This is a genomic window from uncultured Gemella sp. (genome assembly GCF_963515875.1).
Lineage (GTDB): Bacteria > Bacillota > Bacilli > Staphylococcales > Gemellaceae > Gemella.
Genome location: NZ_CAUPZX010000004.1, coordinates 58,000 through 81,201 on the forward strand (window position 1 = coordinate 58,000; position 23,202 = coordinate 81,201).

The window sequence follows — 23,202 nt, forward strand, 5'->3', positions numbered from 1 at the left end:
TCCTAATGAACAAATAGTTGAACTAAAACTACTAAACTATTCATTAGAATATGTGAAACTATAGGTGTAAGAATGCTTTTAGTATGAACATATAAGTAACTAAACACAAATGACATCCCGATATATACTCCCATTATTGGCGATATTCCGTCATGTGGTAATGCAAAGACGAAACCTGTTATTAGGGCAGATACTGTAAATCTAATCCAGCTTTTACTACCAATCATTGCATCGTAAAAATATCCAAACACTGCTTTTCTAAAGAATAGTTCTTCCATTATAGGTCCAAGAACAGCCACATATAGTATAAAATAAGGTTTCATTTTAATGATTTCTACAACATTACTAGTATTTTTACTCTTAGTATCAAAATGGAAGAAATTTGAAAAATAAACTAATATTCCATTTATAAAACCTTGAATCAGCATCATCGAAACAAACCCAATAATTCCTATAGCAACCAAAGTTAATAAATTATAGTTACTTTTATCTCTGTCAATATCATTAGTGCCTTTTCTTCCTACATAAATAAGAATAGCTGTTGCAGTAAATGATAGTATAAGAACGGTTGTAACTCTTGAATCTATACTAATATTTCGAGGGAGTTGTAGTGGAATTATAAAAACAGCAAGTATATAAATAATTCCACTAAGAAGTAGGTGGCTAACGTTGCCACGAGTAAATGAAATTCTCATAAACCCTCCTTTATTTATTTAATTAACTTTTATTATAACATCTATAATATATACATACAACTGTTATTTTGTAATATAACTTATAAATATTAATTAAATTTAGTATGATAAATCATTGATCTAATATGATTTCAAGAAGTTTTCAGAAAATTTTTGTTATTTTCTCTTGAAAGTTTATTAATTTAATGTTAGAATAAGATACAAGTAAGCGAGCTGATGATGGTGAAAGTTCAGCAACAATATTGGCATTTTTCACAATTTAATATTGTTAAAGTTGAGTTTTTACTAATCAGGGTGGAACCGCGGAAATTATTTCGTCCCTAGATGTGCTACGGCATGTCTAGGGCTTTTTATATTTTAATAATTAGGAGGAAAAAATAATGGAGAAAATTTTATCTCTTGCAAAAAACAGAGGATTCGTATTTCAAGGGTCTGAAATTTATGGTGGATTAGCTAATACTTGGGATTACGGTCCGCTTGGTGTAGAATTAAAAAATAATGTAAAAAAAGCATGGTGGAAAAAATTCGTTCAAGAATCACCTTATAATGTTGGGTTGGATGCAGCAATCTTCATGAACCCTCGTACTTGGGAAGCATCAGGGCACGTAGGTAACTTCAGTGATCCTATGATGGATTGTAAAGTTTGTAAATCACGTCTTCGTGCTGATAAACTTATTGAAGAATTTTATTTTAATGAAAAAAATGAAGATGTAGTAGTAGATGGTCTTCCATTTGAAGAGCTAGAGGCTATTATTGATCGTGAAAACATTAAATGTCCAGAATGTGGTAGCCATGATTACACAAACATTCGTCAATTTAACCTTATGTTCAAAACTAACCAAGGTGTAGTAGAAAACTCTACGAGCCAAATTTACCTACGTCCAGAAACAGCGCAAGGTATCTTTGTAAACTTCAAAAATGTTCAACGTAGTATGCGTAAAAAATTACCATTCGGTATTGGACAAATCGGAAAATCATTCCGTAATGAAATTACACCAGGTAACTTTATCTTCCGTACTCGTGAATTCGAACAAATGGAATTAGAATTCTTCTGTGAGCCAGGAACGGAGCTAGATTGGCATGCAACTTGGAAAAATAATTGTGAGAAATTCTTATTAGACTTAGGTATGACTAAAGAAAATATCCGTCTTCGTGATCATGATCAAGAAGAATTATCTCACTATTCTAACGCAACTACTGATATTGAGTTTAAATTCCCATTCGGTTGGGGAGAACTTTGGGGTATTGCTTCAAGAACAGATTACGATTTAAAACAACATATGGAACACTCTGGTCAAGATTTAACATATCAAGATCTAACTACAAATGAAAAATTCATTCCATACTGTATTGAACCATCAGTAGGGGTTGACCGTGTTCTTTTAGCATTCTTATGTGATGCGTATAATGAGGAAGAGGTTGGGGAAAATGATACTCGTACAGTTCTAAAATTCCACCCAGCGTTAGCACCTTATAAAGCGGCTGTTTTACCACTTTCTAAAAAATTAAGTGATAAAGCTGTTGAAGTATATCAACAATTAGCAGCGGACTTTATGGTTGATTTTGATGAAACTGGATCAATCGGTAAGAGATATAGAAGACAAGATGAAGTTGGTACTCCATTCTGTATCACTTATGACTTCGAATCAGAAAATGATGGAATGGTAACTGTTCGTGATAGAGATACAATGGAACAAACTCGTATTCCAATCGCTGAATTAAAACAATATATCGAAGAAAAAATAAAATTCTAATAAATAAACACTCAGAACGTTAGTTCTGGGTGCTTATTTTTATGTTTAAGAAAGTATGTAGATAAAAAGTTTGTTGTTTAATTATGAAATTAACTGAGTTAAAAGATAAATAATAAAAAAGTTCCTGTTTTATTAAAAATTTCGGAAGAAATTTGCTTAATATCCGATTTTTCTAAAGATAGCACTTGATAAATTATTTAAGTAGTAGTATAATTTTAATTGTAGACGTACGATGAGATTCTGATATATAAAAATCTAATCAAAACACGTACATTTAAATAAAAAAAGGAGCTTAAAGTATGAAAGTTGCGGTGATTATGGGTTCGAAATCGGATTATACAACGATGGAAGAAACTTGTAAGTTGTTAGAAGAATTCGAAATTCCTTTTGATAAAAAAGTAGTAAGTGCACATAGGACACCAGATTTATTAGTTGAATTTTCAAAGAATGCAAGAAAAAATGGCTATTCTTTAATTATAGCTGCGGCAGGAGGAGCGGCACATCTTCCGGGGATGGTTGCTTCTATGACGACATTACCAGTCATTGGTGTACCGATTAAATCGAGTGTTCTTAGTGGAGTTGATTCATTGTATTCGATAGTTCAGATGCCTGCTGGTGTTCCGGTCTTAACTATGGCAATAGGTGTAGCTGGAGCGAAAAATGCGGCTATTAGTGCCTTATCAATACTAGGAATCACTAATGAAAAGTATGCTAATAAATACGAACAATTCAAGAAAGAACAAGAAAGAATAGTATTGGAAGAGATGAAACTATGATTAAGACAATTTTACCAGGAAAAACTATTGGAATAATCGGTGGTGGTCAACTAGGAAGAATGCTCGCTATGAGCGCTAAGGAGATGGGCTATAAAATTGCTATTCTAGATCCTAGTGATAGCTGTTGTGCTAAAATTTTTAGCGATGTCTTTATTCAAGCGGAGTTCAATGATTTTGAAAGTGTTGAAAAGTTATGTTCATTAAGTGATGTCATTACTTTTGAATTTGAAAATATCGATGCCGCTTCTTTAGAAAAGCTAGAGAAAAAGTATAATATTGTCCAAAGTGCAGAAGTGCTAAGAACTACTCAGCACAGATATTATGAAAAAGAATTTGCTAAAAAACTAGATATTCCAACTGTAGATTATATATATGTAGAAGAAGATACAAATGTAGAAATAACAAAGCCATATTTAATGAAAACTGTGCGTTTTGGTTATGATGGAAAAGGTCAGAAAAAGATAAATTCTAGTGAAGAAGTAGAACCACATACTTTATTAGAAGAGTTCGTTAAACTTGATAAAGAAATCTCGGTAGTTGCGGTGAAAGATAGAGATGAGGTAAATATCGTCGCAGTAGTAGAAAATGAACATAGAAATAATATCTTGTATCGCTCGAAAGTTCCTACTACAGCAACTAGTGAACAAGAGGCACTTGCGATAGAGTATACAAAAAGAATTCTTAGTAATTTTGACTATTATGGAGTACTTACTGTTGAGTTCTTTATAAGTAAAGGTAAGGTGATTTTTAATGAAATAGCACCGCGAGTTCACAATTCAGGTCATATAACGATGCAGAGTGCCACTAAGAGTCAATTTAGAGCTCATATTGAGGCAATATGCGGCTTGAAAGTCGGAAAAATAGAGAATAAAGAAACGACACTTTATAACATACTTGGTCAAGATTTAGAGTATTTTATAGATGTATATAAAAACAAAGGTGGTTACTTACACTTATATGAAAAAGAACCGCGCCAAGATAGAAAAATAGGACATATTAATTTTTACGGTGATGTAATTTTAGGAGGAGAACATGACTAATAAACGAATTTTTGTAAAAAAACGTAATGGATATAATAAGGAAGAATTACAGCTAAGAGACAACCTGAACTTAGAGTTTAATCTAGGACTTGACTCTGTAGAGTTGTATGTAATTTATGATGTCTTTAATATTGATGAAGAAACTTATGAACTAGCTAAAACTTCTGTGTTTTCTGAGATTGTTGTTGATGAAGTATTTGAAGATGTTGAGCTTAATGATGGGAAGTACTTTGCTTATGAAGTCCTACCTGCCCAATACGATCAAAGAGCTGATAGCGCAAAAGAAAGCATAAGATTGCTTAACTCAAAAAGTAAAGCAACTGTACGAAGTGGTAAGCTAGTTCTTTTTAATAAACAGTTAACAGATGAACAACTAGAACTTGTAGAAAACTACTTAGTAAATCCTATTGAAGCTCGTAAAAAAGATTTATCAATTCTTGATTTTACACTAGATTCTACTCCAAAACCACTAAAAGATCTAGCTGGATTCTTAGAGTTTGACAAAGATTCGTTACTTGGTCTTAAAAAAGAATTTTCTCTAGCGATGAATATTGAAGACTTAGTATTTATCCAAGATTACTTTAAAAAAGAAGGTCGTGTACCAACTGAAACTGAAATCTATGTATTAGATTGCTATTGGAGTGATCACTGCCGACACACTACATTTGAAACTGTACTGGATGAAGTTAAAATTGAGTCAGAACTTTTCCAAAAAGAGATGCAAGATGCATTTGATTATTACTTAAAAGTGCGTGATGAACTTGATCGTAATGATAAACCTATTACTCTTATGGATATGGCGAGTATTATCGGTAAATATCATGTAAAAGTATTAAAAGATGAAAATATTGAAGTAAGTGAAGAAATTAATGCATGTTCATTCTTTACTACTATAGAGAATAATGGTGAAAAAGAACGTTGGTTAATTCAATTCAAAAATGAAACTCATAACCACCCAAGTGAAATCGAACCATTCGGGGGAGCAAGTACTTGTATAGGGGGAGCTATTAGAGACCCACTATCAGGACGTAGTTACGTATATCAAGCTATGCGTATTTCAGGAAGTGGTAATGTATTACAAAAACGTGAGGATACTTTAAAACACAAACTTCCTCAAGTAGATATAGCTAAAGGAACTGCACATGGTAACTCATCATACGGTAACCAAATTGGACTTGCGACTACTTTTGTTCGTGAATTATATGATGATAGTTATGTAGCTAAACATATGGAAGTTGGTGCTGTAGTCGGAGCTGTTAAGGACGGAGATTATAAACGTGAAACGCTTGTCGATGGTGATATCGTTGTAATGATTGGTGGTAGAACTGGTCGTGATGGTATTCAAGGCGCGAGTGGCTCAAGTGTAGAACATACTAATGATTCATTAAATACTATGTCTAGCCAAGTTCAAAAAGGTAATGCTCCAGAAGAACGTAAATTACAACGTTTATTTAGAAAACCAGAAGTTACAAGACTTGTTAAAAAATGTAATGACTTTGGAGCTGGTGGTGTTTGTGTAGCTATCGGTGAACTTTCTGACGGTATTGAAATTCATTTAGAAAAAGTTCTTACAAAATATCAAGGCTTAAATGCGACAGAATTAGCAACTAGTGAATCTCAAGAACGTATGGCGGTAGCGATAGATAAAAAAGATTATGAGACATTTGTTCGTGAATGTGAAAAAGAAAATATCGAATACGCTCATGTTGCTACGATAACTAATAGACGTAGATTAGAAATGTATTACAACGATGAGAAAGTTGTTGATATGAGTGCTGATTTCTTAGAAACAAGTGGTGTTCGTCAAAAATCGACAGTAACGATGAAAGATAATACTGCAGCTAATCCATTCTTAAATAAAGAAGTAACTCGTGAAAATATTCTTGGAGAATTAGGTGAGTTAAATGTAACTTGTCAAAAAGGTCTTGCTCAAAAATTTGACTCTTCAATTGGTGTAACTACAGTACTTATGCCTTTTGCAGGTAAACATAAACTTACACCTGTTCAAGCGAGTGTTCAAGCTTTACCGACATTACATATAACAAGTGATACTGCTACAATCTTAACTTATGGATTTATTCCAAAAATTTCTTACTACTCACCATTCCTATCGTCTATTTATGCGGTGTTAGAATCAGTAGCAAAAGTATACGCGGTAGGTGGAAATAAAGATAGCTTATACTTCTCATTCCAAGAATACTTCGAAAAATTAGGAACTGATAGTACTAAATGGGGTAAAGTTACTCAAAGTTTATTAGGAAGTATTTACGCTCAAAAAGAAATTGGTAGACCAAGTATCGGTGGTAAGGATAGTATGTCAGGTACTTTCAATGATTTAAATGTAGTTGAGACATTAATTTCATTTGCTTGTACACCTGTAAAAATAGCTGATGTAATTACTCCTGAACTTAAACAAGTTGGTAATAGTTTATACTATGTTCCTGTAGAAAAAGATGAAAAAGGATATCCAGATATTAAGAAAACGTTAGAAAATTATGAACTTGTTCATAAATATATTAAAGAAGGTAAGATAGTATCTGCATATGTCCAAGAAGAAGGAAGCATTGCGGCTTCATTAGTGAAAATGTCACTTGGTAATGATCTTGGTTTTGAAGTTGAAAAAGAAAATATTCTTAACTTTGATCCAGCGTCTCTTGTAGTAGAAGCAACGGTAGAACTACCGTTTGAAAAATTAGGAAAAGTTAGTGAAAGAATTATAATTAATAACGAAGTGTTTATGCATAAAGATATTTACGAAGCATACACAAAAACACTAAATAAAGTTTATCCATTATATCAAAATGAAGATAAAGGTAATGTTGAAAATCTTCATACAGAATATAAAGAGAAAAAATACTATCCAGAATATGTAGAAGAAGTAAAAGTAGTTATTCCAGTATTCCCTGGTACAAACTGTGAATATGATAGTGAAAAAGCCTTCTTAGAAGCTGGAGCTACACCTATTACAGTAGTTATTAGAAATACTCGTGAAGATGATATTGAACAATCGATAGAAGAATTCACAAAAGCTATTGAACAGTCTCATATCATTATGTTCCCTGGAGGATTCTCAAGTGGGGATGAACCAGATGGAAGTGCTAAATACATTGTAAACTTCTTAAAAAATGAAAAAGTTAAGGATGCAATTCATAAACACCTTGCTCAGAAAAAATTAATCTTAGGTGTATGTAATGGATTCCAAGCATTACTAAAATCAGGGCTATTACCATACGGTGAAGTTAGAGAGGTGGCAGAAGATGACCTAACACTATACAGAAATGATAGTTATGAACATATTTCGACTACAGCCTTTACTCGTGTAGCTAATACAAACTCGCCTTGGTTGCAAGATTTCAATATTGGAGATCAACATGAAGTAGTGTTCAGTCATGGTGAAGGTAAAGTAGTAGGACTTAATATTAACAAATTTAAACATCTTGTCGCTTTCCAATATAGTGATTTCGATGGTAATGCTACATTAAATGGTCGTTTCAATCCTAACGGATCGGTTCTAGCTACTGAAGGATTAGTTAGTGAAGATGGTCTTATTCTAGGAAAAATGGGACACAGCGAAAGATACGGAGCTACATTATACAAAACAAATACAATAAAAGTAAAACAAGATATATTCAAAAATGGAGTTAATTACTTCAAAGGGGGAAAAAAATAATGAAACTTTTATACGAAGGAAAAGCAAAACAACTGTTCGAATGTGAAAACAATGATGAAATATATGTGCATTATAAAAATAGTGCTACTGCCTTCAACGGTGTAAAAAAAGAAGAGTTTGAAGGTAAAGGAGTATTCAATAATACAATTACTTCATTAATCTTTGAATACCTAGAAAAACAAGGTGTAAAAACTCACTTTATTAGAAAAGTTAATGAAACAGACCAAATTTGTAAGCACGTAACGATAGTACCTTTAGAAGTGATTGTTCGTAATATAGTAGCAGGATCTATGGCGAAGAAATATGGACTTGAAGAAGGAAAAAAATTAAAAAAACCAGTCTTTGAGCTAAGTTATAAAAATGATGAACTAAATGACCCACTAATTAACAATGATCATGCAGTGGCATTAGAAATCGTTACAGAAGAAGAGTTAGAAAATATTAGAAATCAAGCTTTAAAAATCAACGAACTATTACAAAAATTGTACTTAGATGCAAACTTAGTACTTGTCGATTTCAAAATTGAATTCGGAAAAACTAAAGATGGTGAAATTATCTTAGCTGATGAGATTTCTCCAGATACATGTCGTCTTTGGGATAAGGATACAAATGAAAAATTAGACAAAGATAGATTTAGAAGAGATTTAGGTTCAGTAATGGAAGCTTATGAAGAAGTTTTAAGGAGATTAAAAAATGCGTAGTCTTAATGAAGAATGTGGAGTATTTGGTATTTGGGGACATCCTGAAGCAAGTAATGTGACGTACTTTGGTTTACATAGTTTACAACATAGAGGTCAAGAAGGGGCTGGAATAGTATCTAAAGAAGGTACTAAACTAAGAGGACATCGTGATCTAGGTTTGGTTTCTGAGGTGTTTCGCGATAAGGAAAAATTAGAAAGATTAGTTGGAGAAAGTGCTATTGGGCATGTTAGATATGCGACTAGTGGAAGCAATAGCATTCAAAATATTCAACCATTTCTATTTCATTTCTATGATATGAGTGTTGGTATTTGTCACAATGGTAACTTGATTAATGCTAAAACTCTAAAAAAAGAATTAGAACAGCAAGGTGCAATATTCCATTCTTCTTCTGATACTGAAGTACTTATTCATCTTATTAGAAGAAGTAAAAAAGAAACTTTTAAAGAACAACTTAAAGAAAGTTTAAATATTATTAAAGGTGGTTTTACATATCTAGTATTAACTGAAAAAACTCTTTATGGTGCGGTTGATCCAAATAGCTTCAGACCTTTAGCGATAGGTAAGATGAAAAATGGAGCGTACGTTGCAGCGAGTGAAACTTGTGCGCTAGATGTAGTCGGTGCTGAGTTTGTGTGTAATGTAGGTGCTGGAGAGCTAGTTACTATTAATGATAAAGGTATAAGAATTGAAAAATATACTGAAAATACACAAGTAGCTATAGCTGCGATGGAGTATGTGTATTTTGCTAGACCAGACTCTAACATTGCAGGTATTAACGTACATAGTGCTAGAAAAAGAACAGGACGTACACTTGCTAAAGAACAACCTACACCTGATGCTGATATGGTAATTGGGGTACCTAACTCATCGTTATCAGCAGCCAGTGGTTATGCAGAAGAAAGTGGACTTCCATATGAAATGGGATTAATTAAAAATCAATATGTAGCTCGTACATTCATTCAGCCTACTCAAGAACTTCGTGAACAAGGTGTAAGAATGAAACTATCAGCGGTTAGAGGTGTAGTTCAAGGTAAGAGTATTGTCTTAGTTGATGATTCGATTGTACGAGGGACTACTAGTAAGAGAATAGTTCAATTGCTAAAAGAAGCGGGAGCAAGAGAAGTACACGTAAGAATTGCTTGTCCACCACTTATGTTCCCAAGTTTTTATGGAATAGATATATCTACTACAGAAGAACTTATTTCAGCTAACAAAACAAATGAAGAAATATGTGAAATTATTGGAGCCGATTCACTAGGTTTCTTAAGTGAACAAGGATTGATAGATTCTATTGGTTTAAATTATGATGCTCCTTATACAGGTTTATGTATGGAGTGTTATAACGGAGATTATTCAGCAGGTCTATATGACTATGAAGAAAGCTATGTTAATTCTATGACAGATATTCAAAAACAATTTCTAAAAGAGAGAGGTAGAATGTAATGAGTAAAAAGTATGAAGAAAGTGGTGTAAGTCTACAAGCAGGTTATGAAAGTGTAGAACGTATAAAAAAACATGTAGCACGTACAAAAAATTTAGGAATGATGTCTGCAATAGGTGGTTTTGGTGGAGCATTCGACCTTAGTAGTTATAACTTTAAAAATCCAGTATTAGTTAGTGGTACTGATGGTGTTGGAACTAAATTAAAACTTGCATTCGAATTAGATATTCATAACACTATAGGTATTGATGTTGTAGCGATGTGTGCCAACGATATACTGGCTCAAGGTGCAATTCCATTATTCTTCTTAGATTATTTAGCTGTAGGTAAAAACTACCCTGAACAAGTAGAAGCGATAGTTGAAGGTGTTGCTGAAGGTTGTGTTCAAGCAGGATGTGCGATAGTCGGTGGAGAGACTGCTGAGATGGCAGGATTTTATGAAGATGGAGAATATGATATTGCTGGATTCTGTGTCGGAGCTCAAGAGAAAGAACTATTACTAAGTACAGAGAATACAAAAGCAGGTCAAGTTGTGATAGGTCTTCCATCAAGTGGAGTACATTCTAATGGATTCTCTTTAGTAAGAAAAATTTTGAAAGATAATAATATTAGCTTAAATGAAGAATTTAACGGAAGTACAGTAGGAAAAACCTTATTAACACCAACTAAAATCTATGTAAAAGAAGTACTAAAAGTTTTAGAAGATGTAAAAGTAGCTGGAATAGCTCATATTACTGGAGGAGGATTCCATGAGAATTTACCTCGTGCTCTTAAAGATGGTTTAGGTATGAAAATTGATAAAGGTTCATATGTAGTACCAGAAGTATTCAAGTATCTACAAGAAAAAGGTAAGATTGATGAGGAAGAAATGTATCATATCTTCAATATGGGTGTAGGTATGGTATTAATAGTGAACAAGGAAGACGTAGATAAAACTTTATCATTAATTGATAATGCGTTTGTCCTTGGAGAAGTAACAGATGAAAGTGGAATAAAAATAGTATGAAGAAAGTAGCGATATTTGCATCAGGAACAGGAAGTAATTTTGAGAAAATTGCTGATGATGAAAGATTAAAAGACAAAATTTCAATTGAGCTTTTAGTATGTGATAAAAAAAATGCAGCGGTAATAAAAAAAGCACATGATAGAAATATTAAAGTATTTATATTCTCTGCAAAAGATTTTGAATCAAAAGAAGCATATGAAAGTGTAATATTAGAAAAAGTTAAAGATTTAGACTATATATTTTTAGCAGGATATATGAGAATTATTTCACCATTTTTCTTAGAAAGATATAAAAAAACTATTCTTAATCTTCACCCATCCCTTTTACCGAAATTTAAAGGGAAGGATGCTATCGAACAAGCTTTTAATGCAGGCGAAAAAGAAATAGGAATTAGTATTCATTATGTAAATGAAGAACTTGATGGTGGAGAAGTAATCGCTCAAAGATCATTTGAAGTTTCAGATGAAGATACTTTAGAAACTGTTACTGAAAAAGTACATAAGCTAGAACATAAATTATATCCAGAAGTAATATTGAATTTAGTTGAGGAGGCACTATGACAAAAAGAGCGTTAATAAGTGTAAGTGATAAAACAAATATTGTAGAATTTGCAAAAGGTTTAGAAAAACATGGTTTCGAAGTTATTAGTACAGGTGGAACTTATACTCATTTGAAAAATAACGGAGTAAGTTGTATTAGCATTGAGGATGTTACGCATTTTCCAGAAATTTTAGAAGGGCGTGTAAAAACTTTGCATCCTAAAATTCATGGAGGTCTATTATCAAAACGTGGTAATGAACTTCATAATAAACATGTAGCTGAAAATAATATTGAATATATTGACTTAGTTTGTGTAAATTTATATCCATTTGAAGCTACTGTAAAAAAAGAAGGAGTTAGTGAAGAGGAAATTATCGAAAATATTGATATCGGTGGTCCTAGTATGCTAAGAAGTGCGGCTAAAAACTTCAATGACGTAGCAGTAGTTACTGATATCAATGACTATGAAAAAGTTCTAGAAGAGCTTGAAAAAGGTGGAATAACGTATGAAACACGTCGTGCTTTAGCGATTAAAGTATTTAATACTACTGCAAGTTACGATGCTGCTATCGCAAATTACTTTAATAAAAAAGATAATTTAGTACCTGAAAAATTAACATTATCGTATAAACTTCAAGATAGTCTTCGTTATGGGGAAAATCCTCATCAAAAAGCATATCACTACGTACAAGATAATAATGAAAGCTATGCTTTACAAAATGCTGTGCAACTTCATGGTAAGGAAATGTCATACAATAATATTCAAGATGCTTCTGCAGCACTGGATATTCTTGCAGAGTTTGATGAAACTACATGTGTTGCTGTTAAACATATGAACCCATGTGGTGTAGCAACAGGAAATTCTGTATTTGAAGCATATAGTCGCGCATATGAAGCGGATCCTGTATCAATTTTTGGAGGAATTGTTGCAGTAAATGGAAAAGTAGATAAAGAAACTGCTGAAAAAATGCACAGTATCTTTTTAGAAATTATACTAGCAACAGATTATGATGAAGAAGCGTTAGAGATATTAACTAAGAAGAAAAATCTACGTATCTATAAACTGTCAGAAAAAAATAATAATCATGAACAACAAATTAAAAGTGTTCGTGGTGGAATCTTAGTACAAGGTTTTAACGATCAACTTGCTGATGAATATGAAGGTGTAACTGAGAAAAAAGTTGATGAAAGTCAACAAAGAGATATTGAGTTTGGTTTAAAAGTAGTAAAACATGTTAAGTCAAACGCAATAGTAGTAGTAAAAAATGGACAAACACTAGGAATAGGTGCTGGTCAAATGAATAGAGTAGGTTCATGTAGAATAGCTTTAGAACAAGCAGGGGAAAAAGCAAGAGGTGCAGTGCTAGCTTCTGATGCATTCTTCCCGATGAGAGATAGTGCTGATATTGCAGCTGATTATGGTATTGCCGCGATAGTGCAACCAGGAGGATCTATACGAGATCAAGAAAGCATAGATGCATGTAATGAGAAAGGTGTGGCGATGGTCTTCAGCAAAATACGCCACTTTAAACACTAATATGGCTAAAGTATTAGTAGTAGGAAGCGGCGGTAGAGAGCACGCTATCGCTTATAAATTTCATAAAGAAGGTCACGAAGTACATATGGCAGGAATTAACCCTGCAGTTGAAGAATTTGGAGTATGCGTAGCATTAACAGAAGACCAAATACCAAGCTATGCAAAAACAAATAGTATCGATCTTGTTTTCGTTGGGCCTGAAGTGCCATTAGTTAATGGTTTAGTAGATGAGCTTCAAAAAGAAGGTATCCGTGCCTTTGGACCATCTAAGCTTGCAGCACAACTAGAAGGAAGTAAAGTCTTCTCGAAAATGATGATGAGAAAATACAATATTCCGACAGCAAAATATGAAAGTTTCAATGATTATGAACAAGCAAAAGAGTATTTAAGCAAGCAAAAAGCACCTATAGTTCTTAAAGCAGATGGACTAGCAGCAGGTAAGGGTGTAATAATAGCAAATACTTTAGAAGAAGCGCAACATGAACTTAAAGAAATGATGTGTAATGCAAAATTCAATAAAGCTGGGTCTAGTGTTGTTATTGAGGAATTCTTACAAGGTGAAGAATTCTCGCTTATGTGCTTTGTCTCTGATAGAAAAGTTTATCCAATGGAAATTGCTCAAGATCATAAACGAGCATTTGATAATGATGAAGGTTTAAATACTGGAGGTATGGGAGCATATCTACCACTTAAGAAAATTACTCAAGATGACATTGATGAAGGAGTTAGAAATGTAGTTCAACCTATGGTTGATGCTATGAGTGATGAAGGAATGCCATTTTACGGAATATTATATGCAGGACTTATGAAATGTCATGACGGAATAAAAACTATTGAATTTAACGTTCGTTTTGGTGATCCAGAAAGTGAAATATTACTTCTATCATTAGAAAGTGATTTATATGAAATAGCAAACAATATTATAGATGGTAAAGAAGTAGAGTTGAAATGGAGTGAAGATGCATTTATCGGTGTTGTAATGGCAGCGAAAGGTTATCCTGAACACAGTGAAAAAGGTGCTGTTATAAATGGATTAGATAAAGTAACTACACCAGTATTCCATATGGGAACTAAGCGTGTTGGTGATGATATAGTAATTAATGGTGGTCGTGTATTATTAGTTTGCGCTAGTGGAAAGACCTTGCAAGATGCATATAAAAAAGTGTATAATGAAATAGTAAAAATAGAATGTGAAGAACTATTTTACAGAAAAGATATCGGTCATTTATCTTTATAGTATTTTTAAATAAACCGATTGAAAAATAGAACATCAGGAGATTATTGCAATGATTGAAAGATATAGTAGAGAAGAAATGCGTAATATCTTTAGCGATGAAAATCGTTTTAAAGCATATTTAGAAGTAGAGCTTTATGCAACAGAAGCTTGGAGTACATTAGGTGTTGTCCCAAAAGAAGATGTTGAGAAATTATTCGCTAATGCAAAATTTGACCTACCAGGAATTTTAGAATTAGAAAAAGAAACAAAACATGATATCGTAGCTTTCACTCGTAATGTTTCAAGTTATCTAGGTGATGAGAAAAAATGGGTGCACTATGGATTAACATCTACTGATGTTGTTGATACTGCTTATGGATATTTATACAAACAAGCTAATGATATACTTTATAGAGATTTACTAAACTTCCAAGAAGTATTAAAAGAAAAAGCATTACAATATAAATTCACACCTTGTATCGGACGTACTCACGGAGTGCACGCTGATATTAGTAGTTTTGGATTAAAATTTGCTCTTTATTATGATGAATTTAATCGTCATATTAAACGTTTCAACGAAGTTAGAAAAATTATCGAAGTAGGGAAAATATCTGGAGCTGTAGGTACATTCTCAAATACACCACCAGAAGTTCAAGACTATGTTTGTGCAAAATTAGGAATTGAATCAAGTAATATCTCAACACAAACTCTTCAACGTGATAGACATGCAGATTACTATGCAACGTTAGCATTAATCGCAAGTTCAATCGAAAAAATTGGGGTGGAAATTCGTCACCTACAACGTACAGAAGTAAGAGAAGCAGAAGAATTCTTCTCGAAAAATCAAAAAGGTTCAAGTGCAATGCCTCATAAACGTAATCCGATTTCAAGTGAGAACATGGCAGGATGTGCTAGAATCATGCGTGGATATATGTTTGCAGCTTATGAAAATATTCCGCTATGGCATGAACGTGATATTTCTCACTCAAGTGCGGAAAGAATCTTAAGTAGTGACGCAACGACATTATTAGATTATATGTTAAATAGATTTACTAATGTTGTGAAAAATCTAACAGTATTTACTGATAATATGATTAAAAATATTTATGCAACTAATGGTGTAATCTTCGCTCAAAGAACTATGAGTAATCTTATTGAAAAATACTCATTCTCACGTGAAGAAGCGTACGATTTAGTACAACCATTAGCGATGAAATCGTGGTTCGAAGGTATTCCATTTAGAGAGCTTCTAGAAGAAAACGAAACTATTAAAAATACAGTTTCTAAAGACGTATTAGATAGTTGTTTCGATCTAAATGTACACCTTGTAAATATTGATAAAATTTATAAACGTATACCAGGTTTAGAAGATTAAAAATAATAAATAAACTCAAGAGGAAAAGAGGTAGATTAAATGAAGTCAGACTTTCAAATTTCAAATGAATGTGAAAAGAAACATATTGCTGAAGTAGCAGGTAAATTAGGGATTAAAGAAGAAGATTTAATATTATACGGAAATCATAAAGCAAAAATACAAACTAAAAATATTAAAAAAGATATTAATGAAGATGCAAAACTAGTATTAGTTACATCTATTAACCCAACATCAAGTGGGGAAGGGAAAAGTACTGTAACTATCGGTTTATCTGATGGATTAAATAGAATCGGAAAAAAATCTTGTGTAGCACTACGTGAACCATCTTTAGGTCCTGTATTAGGAAGAAAAGGTGGAGCAGCTGGTGGAGGATATGCACAGGTTGTACCAATGGAAGACATTAATCTTCACTTTACTGGAGATATGCACGCTATTACTACAGCTCACAATGCAATCGCAGTATTAGTAAACAACCACGTATTCCAAGGAAACGAATTAGAAATAGATAAAATCGTCTTTAACCGTGTTATGGATATGAATGCTCGTGATTTACGTCATGTTAAAGTTAATGCAGGAACTGACCTAGAGCGTCTTGACGGATTTGATATTACTGTAGCTAGTGAAGTAATGGCTATCTTATGTCTATCAGAAGGTATTGCTGATCTTAAAGAAAAATTAAGCAATATCCTTGTAGCTTACAATAAAAAAGGTGAACCAGTTTACCTAAAAGATTTGAAAATTGAAGGTGTTATAACTTCATTATTAAAAGATGCAATTAAACCGAATATTGTTCAAACGTTAGAGAATAACCCAGCGATTATTCACGGTGGACCATTCGCTAACATTGCACACGGATGTAATTCAATCTTAGCTACAAAAACAGCTTTAAAATTCGCTGATTACGTAATTACAGAAGCAGGATTTGGAGCTGACCTAGGAGCTGAGAAATTCTTAAACATTAAATGTCGTAAAGCAGGTCTTAAACCAAAAGCAGCAGTTGTAGTTGCTACTGTTAAAGCATTAAAATTACACGGTGACATTGAAGAAAAAGATCTAAAAGAAGAAAACTTAGAAGCATTAGCTAAAGGTGTTCAAAACTTAGAAAAACACATCGAAAACTTACGTAAATTCAATTTACCTATAGTAGTAGCTCTAAATGTCTTTGTTACTGATACAGAAAAAGAATTAGCATTCTTAGAAAACTGGGCAAAAGAACGAGGCGTAGAATTATCTCGTACAGAAGTATGGGAAAAAGGTGGACTTGGTGGAGTAGACCTAGCAGAAAAAGTGGTAAAAGCTGTTGAAGAAAATGACAAAGAACTACAATTATTATACAAAGATGAAGCTTCAATTACTGAAAAAATCGAAACAGTATGTCGTGAAATTTACGGGGCTGATGGAGTTAACTTATCTGATGAAGTTAAAGCTGAAATCGAAAGAATCGAAAGACTTGGATTCAAGCATCTACCAGTATGTATGGCGAAAACACCAGCTTCATTAACAGATAATGCGAAGATTAAAGGTCGTCCTACAGGATTTAACATTACTATCAATGATGTTAAATTACGTAGTGGTGCTGGATTCGTAGTAGCATATGCGAACAAAGTACTAACAATGCCAGGACTTCCAAAAGTACCAAGTGCATTAAATATTGATATCGATGAAGAAACAGAAACAATAGTTGGAATCTTCTAATATAAAATATACGACAGATTAAAATATAGTTATAAAAAACTTGAAAATTGGTATAAACTAATTTTTGAGTTTTTTATAGTATTGATAATAGTTTTTAATGGAAACGCATAAAAGTGAACAACCTGAGAAAATATACTTTATTGTACGATTATTTCTAGTTTTTTATAAAAAATGGTTGTAAACGTCTGTATTTATGATATAATTATTAATGGAAAAAATATTTGCTTTCAGGAGGCGTAACTTATGTCAATAATCGTAGTAGTAGGTTCACAATGGGGAGACGAAGGTAAAGGTAAAATTACCGACTTTTTAGCAGAACGTGCTGATGTAATTGCTCGTTATCAAGGGGGTAACAACGCAGGACATACTATTAAGTTCGATGGAAAAACTTACAAACTTCAATTAATCCCATCTGGAATTTTTAATGAAGAAAAACTTTCAATTATCGGAAATGGTCTTGTTGTAGATCCTAAATGGATTTGTAGTGAAATCGATAGACTTAAAGAAAGTGGAGTAACTTGTAATGGTCTAAGAATCTCGAATAGAGCACACGTAGTATTACCATACCACTTAAAACTTGATGAGGTCGAAGAAGCGCGTCGTGGAGAAAACAAAATTGGTACTACTAAAAAAGGTATCGGACCGTGTTATGTAGATAAATATAAACGTTGTGGTATCCGTATTGCCGATCTATTAGATGCTGATCTATTCAAGAAAAAATTAGAACAAAATCTGAAAGAAAAAAATGAACTATTCGAAAAAATCTATGAAACTGAAGGATTCACAGTAGAAGAGATTTTCAATGAATATTTCGAATATGGAAAACAATTAGCACAATATGTTACTGATACTTCTAAAGTACTAGAAGATGCACAAAATGAAAATAAAAATATCTTATTTGAAGGTGCACAAGGGGTAATGTTAGACATCGATCACGGTACATACCCATATGTTACATCATCTAATCCATCTGCTGGTGGAATCACAGTAGGTAATGGATTTGTACCAACAAATGGTCTTAAAGTATTAGGAATTTCAAAAGCTTATACTTCTCGTGTAGGAGATGGACCATTCCCAACGGAATTATTCGATGAAATTGGTTCTAGAATTCGTGAAATCGGTAATGAGTATGGAACTGTTACAAAACGTCCACGTCGTATTGGATGGTTTGATACTGTAGTAATGCGTCATTCAGCTCGTGTATCAGGAATGACTAATCTGTCAGTAAACTGTCTAGATGTACTTTCTGGTCTTAAAGAAATTAAAATCTGTACAGCTTATGACTATAAAGGTGAAATTCTTACAGAATACCCAGCAAACGAAAATATCATTAAAGATTGTAAACCAATCTATGAAACATTACCAGGCTTTGATGAAGATATCACAGGGGTAACGTCTCTGGATGAGCTTCCTGAAAATGCAAGAAAATATTTAGAAAAAATCGAAGAATTAGTAGGTGTTAAAATCTCTGTATTCTCTACTGGACCAGACAGAACTCAAACTCACTTACTAGAAGATTTATGGAATTAATTTAAAAAAAATATAGATGAACTTCGAGGTGTAGAGAATTATGCCTCGAAGTTTATTTTATTAAAGTTAGTCTATAAAACTATCAATTTTCATGTGACGAATATGTCACATAGAGTAGTTGTTTTTATATATATAAAGAGAATATATTAGAATATGACGTATTTGTCACGTAATTAAAATAAGTATTAATTTAATGGTAAAATATATTAAAAAAGACTATTTTAATAATCTTTAATTTATTTATTTATAGAAGAAAATAGGTATAAATTATTCTTAATATTAAAGTTTAGGAGATAAGGAATGAATAAGAAGAATTTGCATGGAAGTATTTTTAAAAAACTAAGAGAGGAGAGAGGATATAAGTTAAAAGATGTCGCAGGCGATGTAATCTCTACGAGAACATTAATGCGCTTTGAAACTGATGAAACTAGTATTTCAATTGCAGTTTTTGAGAAATTATTGGAAAATTGTGGTATAGAGTTTCTAGATTATTTAGTATATTACTATGACAATGCTAACATAGAAACTTCTGAATTTTCAAAAAAAATTAATGAATATCTACAATCTGGTTCTCCATCAAAGATAGTAAATGAATGTAAAAAGGAACTAAAGAAAAAAAATATTGAACTATCAAAAAGACTAGATATTTTATCGACTATACAAGCAGTGGGTTGGAAAGAAGATAGAGAATTATTTGATAATAATAAGAGAATAATTAGGGAGATAATTGAGTCAACTAATAAATTAGGTTGGAATGAAATGTCCGGACTTAAATTTTTAATATATTCCGCTTCACGAGAAGAGTATTCAGTTGAATATATTGATAGAATTATTGAAGAGTGTTTACAAAATATTCCTGTTAGGAATTATCTGAATCAATACGTTGGTGGGGCATATTGTAATTTATTAATTTCATCATTAGCATTTTTATCAAGAAATGGTTATTATGAATTAGTTGAAAAAAGATGTAAGGAGGCAATTGAACTTTTTGATGGACAACCATTGTTAATAGAAAAAATAAATTATTATGCCGACGTAATGAGCATCTTAGCTATAGCATATTTACGCCAAAATAAAAAAGAAGGTATTGCTCTTGCTAATAAGGTTTTAAAATATAAAAACATTGTTGCGGAAATTACGGATGATGCTTATTATAAACGTTTAAGAGACATTGTTTATAAAAGTTTTAGTGAAGCAAATAAAACAGGTATTGATATTGAATTCTAGTAATATTAAGATGTTATATAATAATACTAATTACTTAGTGTAATTTAAAGATTAATTTTTATTTAATTATATTTAGAGAGGAGATAAACAGTGCAAGAGTTTAATATTCACGGAAATATTTTTAAGAGAATAAGAGAAGATAGAGGTTTAAAATTAAAAGATGTTGCAGGTGATGTAATATCAACGAGAACATTGATACGTTTTGAAGCTGATGAGACAAGTGTAACATTAGCGACGTTTGATAGATTGTTAAATAATTGTGGTATTGGATATATTGATTATTTTGGATATCTTCACAAAAATCACAAAAGTGAAACTGAAATATTATCCGAAAAATTTTTGAAATTATTATCTGAATCGAATAGATCTGGTTTAGTTACGGAGTCGATAAAATTATTAAAACGAGATGAAGTTTCTTTTGAATTAAGAGTTTTTATAGAGTTTTTCCTTTTTAAAATTAGATGGGAACGTAATTCTGAATTATTATTAGAGAATGAAAGAATAGTTAAAGAACATCTAAAAAATATAGGAAGATTCAGTCTTAATGAACTCTTAGCTTTCTTATTAATACTTAGTACTGCAACAGTAGAAGATTTTTCAATTGATTATGTGAGTAGAATAATTGAAGAGGGAATGGAGTATTTGGTTCCTGAAAACCAATATGATCAAATTCTAGGTACATATTATATTGACATACTGATAAATGGTGTTGGTTTTTTAACTAGAAATGGAGAGCTTGAGAGAGCCGAAAAATACTGTAATAAAGCTTTGAAAATACTTAATGAAAAAAGATCATTACCGTATGTAATACTCTTTATTAGACATATTAAAGGTGTATTATTGCCTAAAATATATCTTAGTCAGAATAAAGTAGAGGGTGTTGAAATGGCAAATAAATATATGAAATATTTAGAAGCAGTAATAGAGTTTGACGATTTATCTGAATATAAACTTAGTAGAGATGCGCTACATAAGGAATTTTATGAATTGAATAAGACAGGTATTAGCTTTGATTTTTAAGTTAGGTCGAGTTTATATAAAATATAGTTTGGTACTGTGATTAAATATTAAATTAAATAAAAAGGGTTATATGAACTAATTTTAGTAAGTATCGATTAAAAATGAATTTATTAAAAATATAAAAATTTAGATTATCGTGCTAAATATTATAATGTTATAGTTGTTTATGAGGAGATAAAAATGAGCGAAAATAATATCCACGGGAAAATATTTAAAAAGCTAAGAGAAGAAAGAGGTCATAAATTAAAAGATGTGGCAAAGGGGGTAGTCTCTACAAGAACATTAATGCGTTTCGAAGCTGATGAGACTGGTATAACTTTGGCAGTTTTTGATAAATTACTTGATAATTGTGATTTGGGATATCTTGATTACTATAAATATTTTCATGAGAACTACAAAAATAAAGATGACATATTTATAGAAAAATTAATGAAATATGTAGAAGAATCAAATAAATCTAAAGTGGTTTCAGAATGTATAAAATGGTTAAAAAATGATAATGTCTCACTTACAGGAAGAGTATTAGTTGAACAGTTTTTAACTATATGTGATTGGAAACATGAAACGTCTGATTTACTGTTAGAAAATAGACAAATTATTATAGCTCACTTAAAAAATATAGGAAAGTTCGGTTGGAATGAAATAATTGCACTAAAAATTATATTGCATAAGAGTTCTTTAGAAGATTTTCCTAGAGAATTTGTAAATAGAATAATCGAAGATTGTATTAATAATATTGTATATAAAAATTGTTACGATGAAATTTTTGATGTTCAGTATTCAGAGATTATAGCATCTTGTACTTTATTTTTATTGAAAAATAAATTTTATAGTGATGCCGAAAAACATTGTAAAAAGGCAATAGAAATCCATAGAAAATCTATAGGAGTATATGCACCTATATATGCAAGGGCTATGAAGGTTATGTTAACTAAAACATATTTAGCTCAAAATAAAATAGAGGGTGTAAAAATGGCTAATGCTTATATGAAATATCTAGATTGTGTAATTGAATACGAAGGTGATGATTCTTTAAAAAATCTAAGGGATAAAAGGTATATAGAGTTTAATGAATTAAATAAAACAGGTGTTGAATTTGATTTTTAATCCTATAGGCATTTAATAATAATTTAAAGAGATTAGTTAAAAATAATATCAAACTAATCTCTTTTCTTTGTTTAAAGTATAAATGTCACGATATTACACGACATATCTGTCATAAAATTCAAAAATGATATAAAAATAGTATTGTATTTTTCAAGAATGTGACAGATTAATACTAAAATATGTAAATCAATATTTGATATGGTAAAATTATGTTAAATAAATATAGTTGTATATTTATTACTTAAATACTTAGATGAAGGAAAGTATTTACGAAAAAAAAGAAATAGATGTTTTCTTTATTTAAAAAACATGAATATATATCATATCCTTGACATTTTTTTGATTTCACACGACAGATTTGTCATTAATTCTTTTAATATGAATACCAAAAATATATAAATAGTGCATAATATGACAATTTCTTCGCAAAATACGTAAACTAAAGAAAACTATGGTAAAATATACGTATAAAGAAATTAAGGAGGAATGTTTTATTATCTGAAGTATATTATTATTAATTAGCATCTGAATTTTTAAAATTATTAACTATCTTGAAACAAAAATAACTTTTAGTGTATTGGCGTACAGACTGTTAAAAAATAAGCAGTCATTTTAAATTATTAAATGTTTCGGTAAGAAATAATTTTAAGATGAAGAAGCTATGAATAATAATTACACGAAATTAAGAAAAGGTTTAATTAAAAAAGTATTTAGTTTTGAAAATAGTAAGAAATTATTAACTCACGTTTTCGCATGACAAATAGTATTATTAATTTTCAAATTTAATACGTTTTTTAATGAAAGTTTAGAAGTTTATGTGAGAATGATAAAATAAGAATGTACAGTTTTGACAAAATAAAAATGTACAAAT

17 protein-coding genes are annotated in these 23,202 nt (G+C 31.4%); 16 read left to right on the forward strand and 1 reads right to left on the reverse strand.

Annotated features, from left to right (window positions below):
* Positions 1–2: 2 nt before the first annotated feature.
* Entirely contained in the window at positions 3–695 is a 693-nt protein-coding gene (locus RWL85_RS01715) for a type II CAAX endopeptidase family protein (protein WP_314084194.1), read from the reverse strand.
* Positions 696–1,075: 380 nt separating this feature from the next.
* Here RWL85_RS01715 and RWL85_RS01720 point away from each other — a divergent pair, with 380 nt between their 5' ends.
* The 16 genes from RWL85_RS01720 to RWL85_RS01795 all read left to right on the forward strand — a co-directional run bounded on the left by RWL85_RS01720 (position 1,076) and on the right by RWL85_RS01795 (position 22,331).
* Positions 1,076–2,449, forward strand: a complete 1,374-nt coding sequence (locus tag RWL85_RS01720; protein ID WP_314084196.1) for a glycine--tRNA ligase — start codon at positions 1,076–1,078, stop codon at positions 2,447–2,449.
* 299 nt (positions 2,450–2,748) lie between these two features.
* Positions 2,749–3,225 carry a 5-(carboxyamino)imidazole ribonucleotide mutase gene (purE, locus tag RWL85_RS01725; RefSeq protein ID WP_314084197.1) on the forward strand — a complete coding sequence of 159 codons (477 nt, stop codon included), beginning with the start codon at positions 2,749–2,751 and terminating at the stop codon, positions 3,223–3,225.
* The gene (locus RWL85_RS01730; RefSeq protein WP_314084199.1) at positions 3,222–4,265 is read left to right on the forward strand and encodes an ATP-grasp domain-containing protein; all 1,044 of its coding nucleotides are present in this window, start codon (positions 3,222–3,224) and stop codon (positions 4,263–4,265) included. The genes purE and RWL85_RS01730 overlap by 4 nt, the downstream gene beginning before the upstream one ends.
* Entirely contained in the window at positions 4,258–7,935 is a 3,678-nt protein-coding gene (locus RWL85_RS01735; RefSeq protein ID WP_314084201.1) for a phosphoribosylformylglycinamidine synthase, read from the forward strand. Before RWL85_RS01730 ends, RWL85_RS01735 begins: the two co-directional genes overlap by 8 nt.
* The gene (purC, locus tag RWL85_RS01740; RefSeq protein ID WP_314084202.1) at positions 7,935–8,636 is read left to right on the forward strand and encodes a phosphoribosylaminoimidazolesuccinocarboxamide synthase; all 702 of its coding nucleotides are present in this window, start codon (positions 7,935–7,937) and stop codon (positions 8,634–8,636) included. The genes RWL85_RS01735 and purC overlap by 1 nt, the downstream gene beginning before the upstream one ends.
* Positions 8,629–10,080, forward strand: coding sequence for an amidophosphoribosyltransferase (gene purF, locus RWL85_RS01745; protein WP_314084204.1), 1,452 nt, complete (start codon positions 8,629–8,631; stop codon positions 10,078–10,080). Before purC ends, purF begins: the two co-directional genes overlap by 8 nt.
* Positions 10,080–11,084, forward strand: a complete 1,005-nt coding sequence (gene purM, locus RWL85_RS01750) for a phosphoribosylformylglycinamidine cyclo-ligase (protein WP_314084207.1) — start codon at positions 10,080–10,082, stop codon at positions 11,082–11,084. Before purF ends, purM begins: the two co-directional genes overlap by 1 nt.
* Complete coding sequence (gene purN / locus RWL85_RS01755; RefSeq protein ID WP_314084208.1) at positions 11,081–11,644, forward strand: phosphoribosylglycinamide formyltransferase; 564 nt, start codon at positions 11,081–11,083, stop codon at positions 11,642–11,644. The genes purM and purN overlap by 4 nt, the downstream gene beginning before the upstream one ends.
* Positions 11,641–13,161, forward strand: a complete 1,521-nt coding sequence (gene purH / locus RWL85_RS01760) for a bifunctional phosphoribosylaminoimidazolecarboxamide formyltransferase/IMP cyclohydrolase (protein WP_314084209.1) — start codon at positions 11,641–11,643, stop codon at positions 13,159–13,161. The genes purN and purH overlap by 4 nt, the downstream gene beginning before the upstream one ends.
* A 1-nt stretch (position 13,162) precedes the next feature.
* Positions 13,163–14,398 (forward strand): phosphoribosylamine--glycine ligase, encoded by a 1,236-nt coding sequence (purD, locus tag RWL85_RS01765; protein ID WP_314084223.1) that lies wholly within the window; start codon positions 13,163–13,165, stop codon positions 14,396–14,398.
* Positions 14,399–14,447: 49 nt separating this feature from the next.
* Entirely contained in the window at positions 14,448–15,752 is a 1,305-nt protein-coding gene (purB, locus tag RWL85_RS01770) for an adenylosuccinate lyase (protein ID WP_314084211.1), read from the forward strand.
* Positions 15,753–15,791: 39 nt separating this feature from the next.
* Positions 15,792–17,447, forward strand: coding sequence for a formate--tetrahydrofolate ligase (locus tag RWL85_RS01775; RefSeq protein WP_314084213.1), 1,656 nt, complete (start codon positions 15,792–15,794; stop codon positions 17,445–17,447).
* Positions 17,448–17,690: 243 nt separating this feature from the next.
* The gene (locus RWL85_RS01780) at positions 17,691–18,977 is read left to right on the forward strand and encodes an adenylosuccinate synthase (RefSeq protein WP_314084215.1); all 1,287 of its coding nucleotides are present in this window, start codon (positions 17,691–17,693) and stop codon (positions 18,975–18,977) included.
* 300 nt (positions 18,978–19,277) lie between these two features.
* Positions 19,278–20,204 (forward strand): helix-turn-helix transcriptional regulator, encoded by a 927-nt coding sequence (locus RWL85_RS01785; protein ID WP_314084217.1) that lies wholly within the window; start codon positions 19,278–19,280, stop codon positions 20,202–20,204.
* A gap of 90 nt (positions 20,205–20,294) precedes the next feature.
* Positions 20,295–21,224 (forward strand): helix-turn-helix transcriptional regulator, encoded by a 930-nt coding sequence (locus RWL85_RS01790; protein WP_314084219.1) that lies wholly within the window; start codon positions 20,295–20,297, stop codon positions 21,222–21,224.
* Positions 21,225–21,404: 180 nt separating this feature from the next.
* Positions 21,405–22,331, forward strand: coding sequence for a helix-turn-helix transcriptional regulator (locus tag RWL85_RS01795; RefSeq protein WP_314084220.1), 927 nt, complete (start codon positions 21,405–21,407; stop codon positions 22,329–22,331).
* The last annotated feature ends 871 nt before the right edge of the window (positions 22,332–23,202 follow it).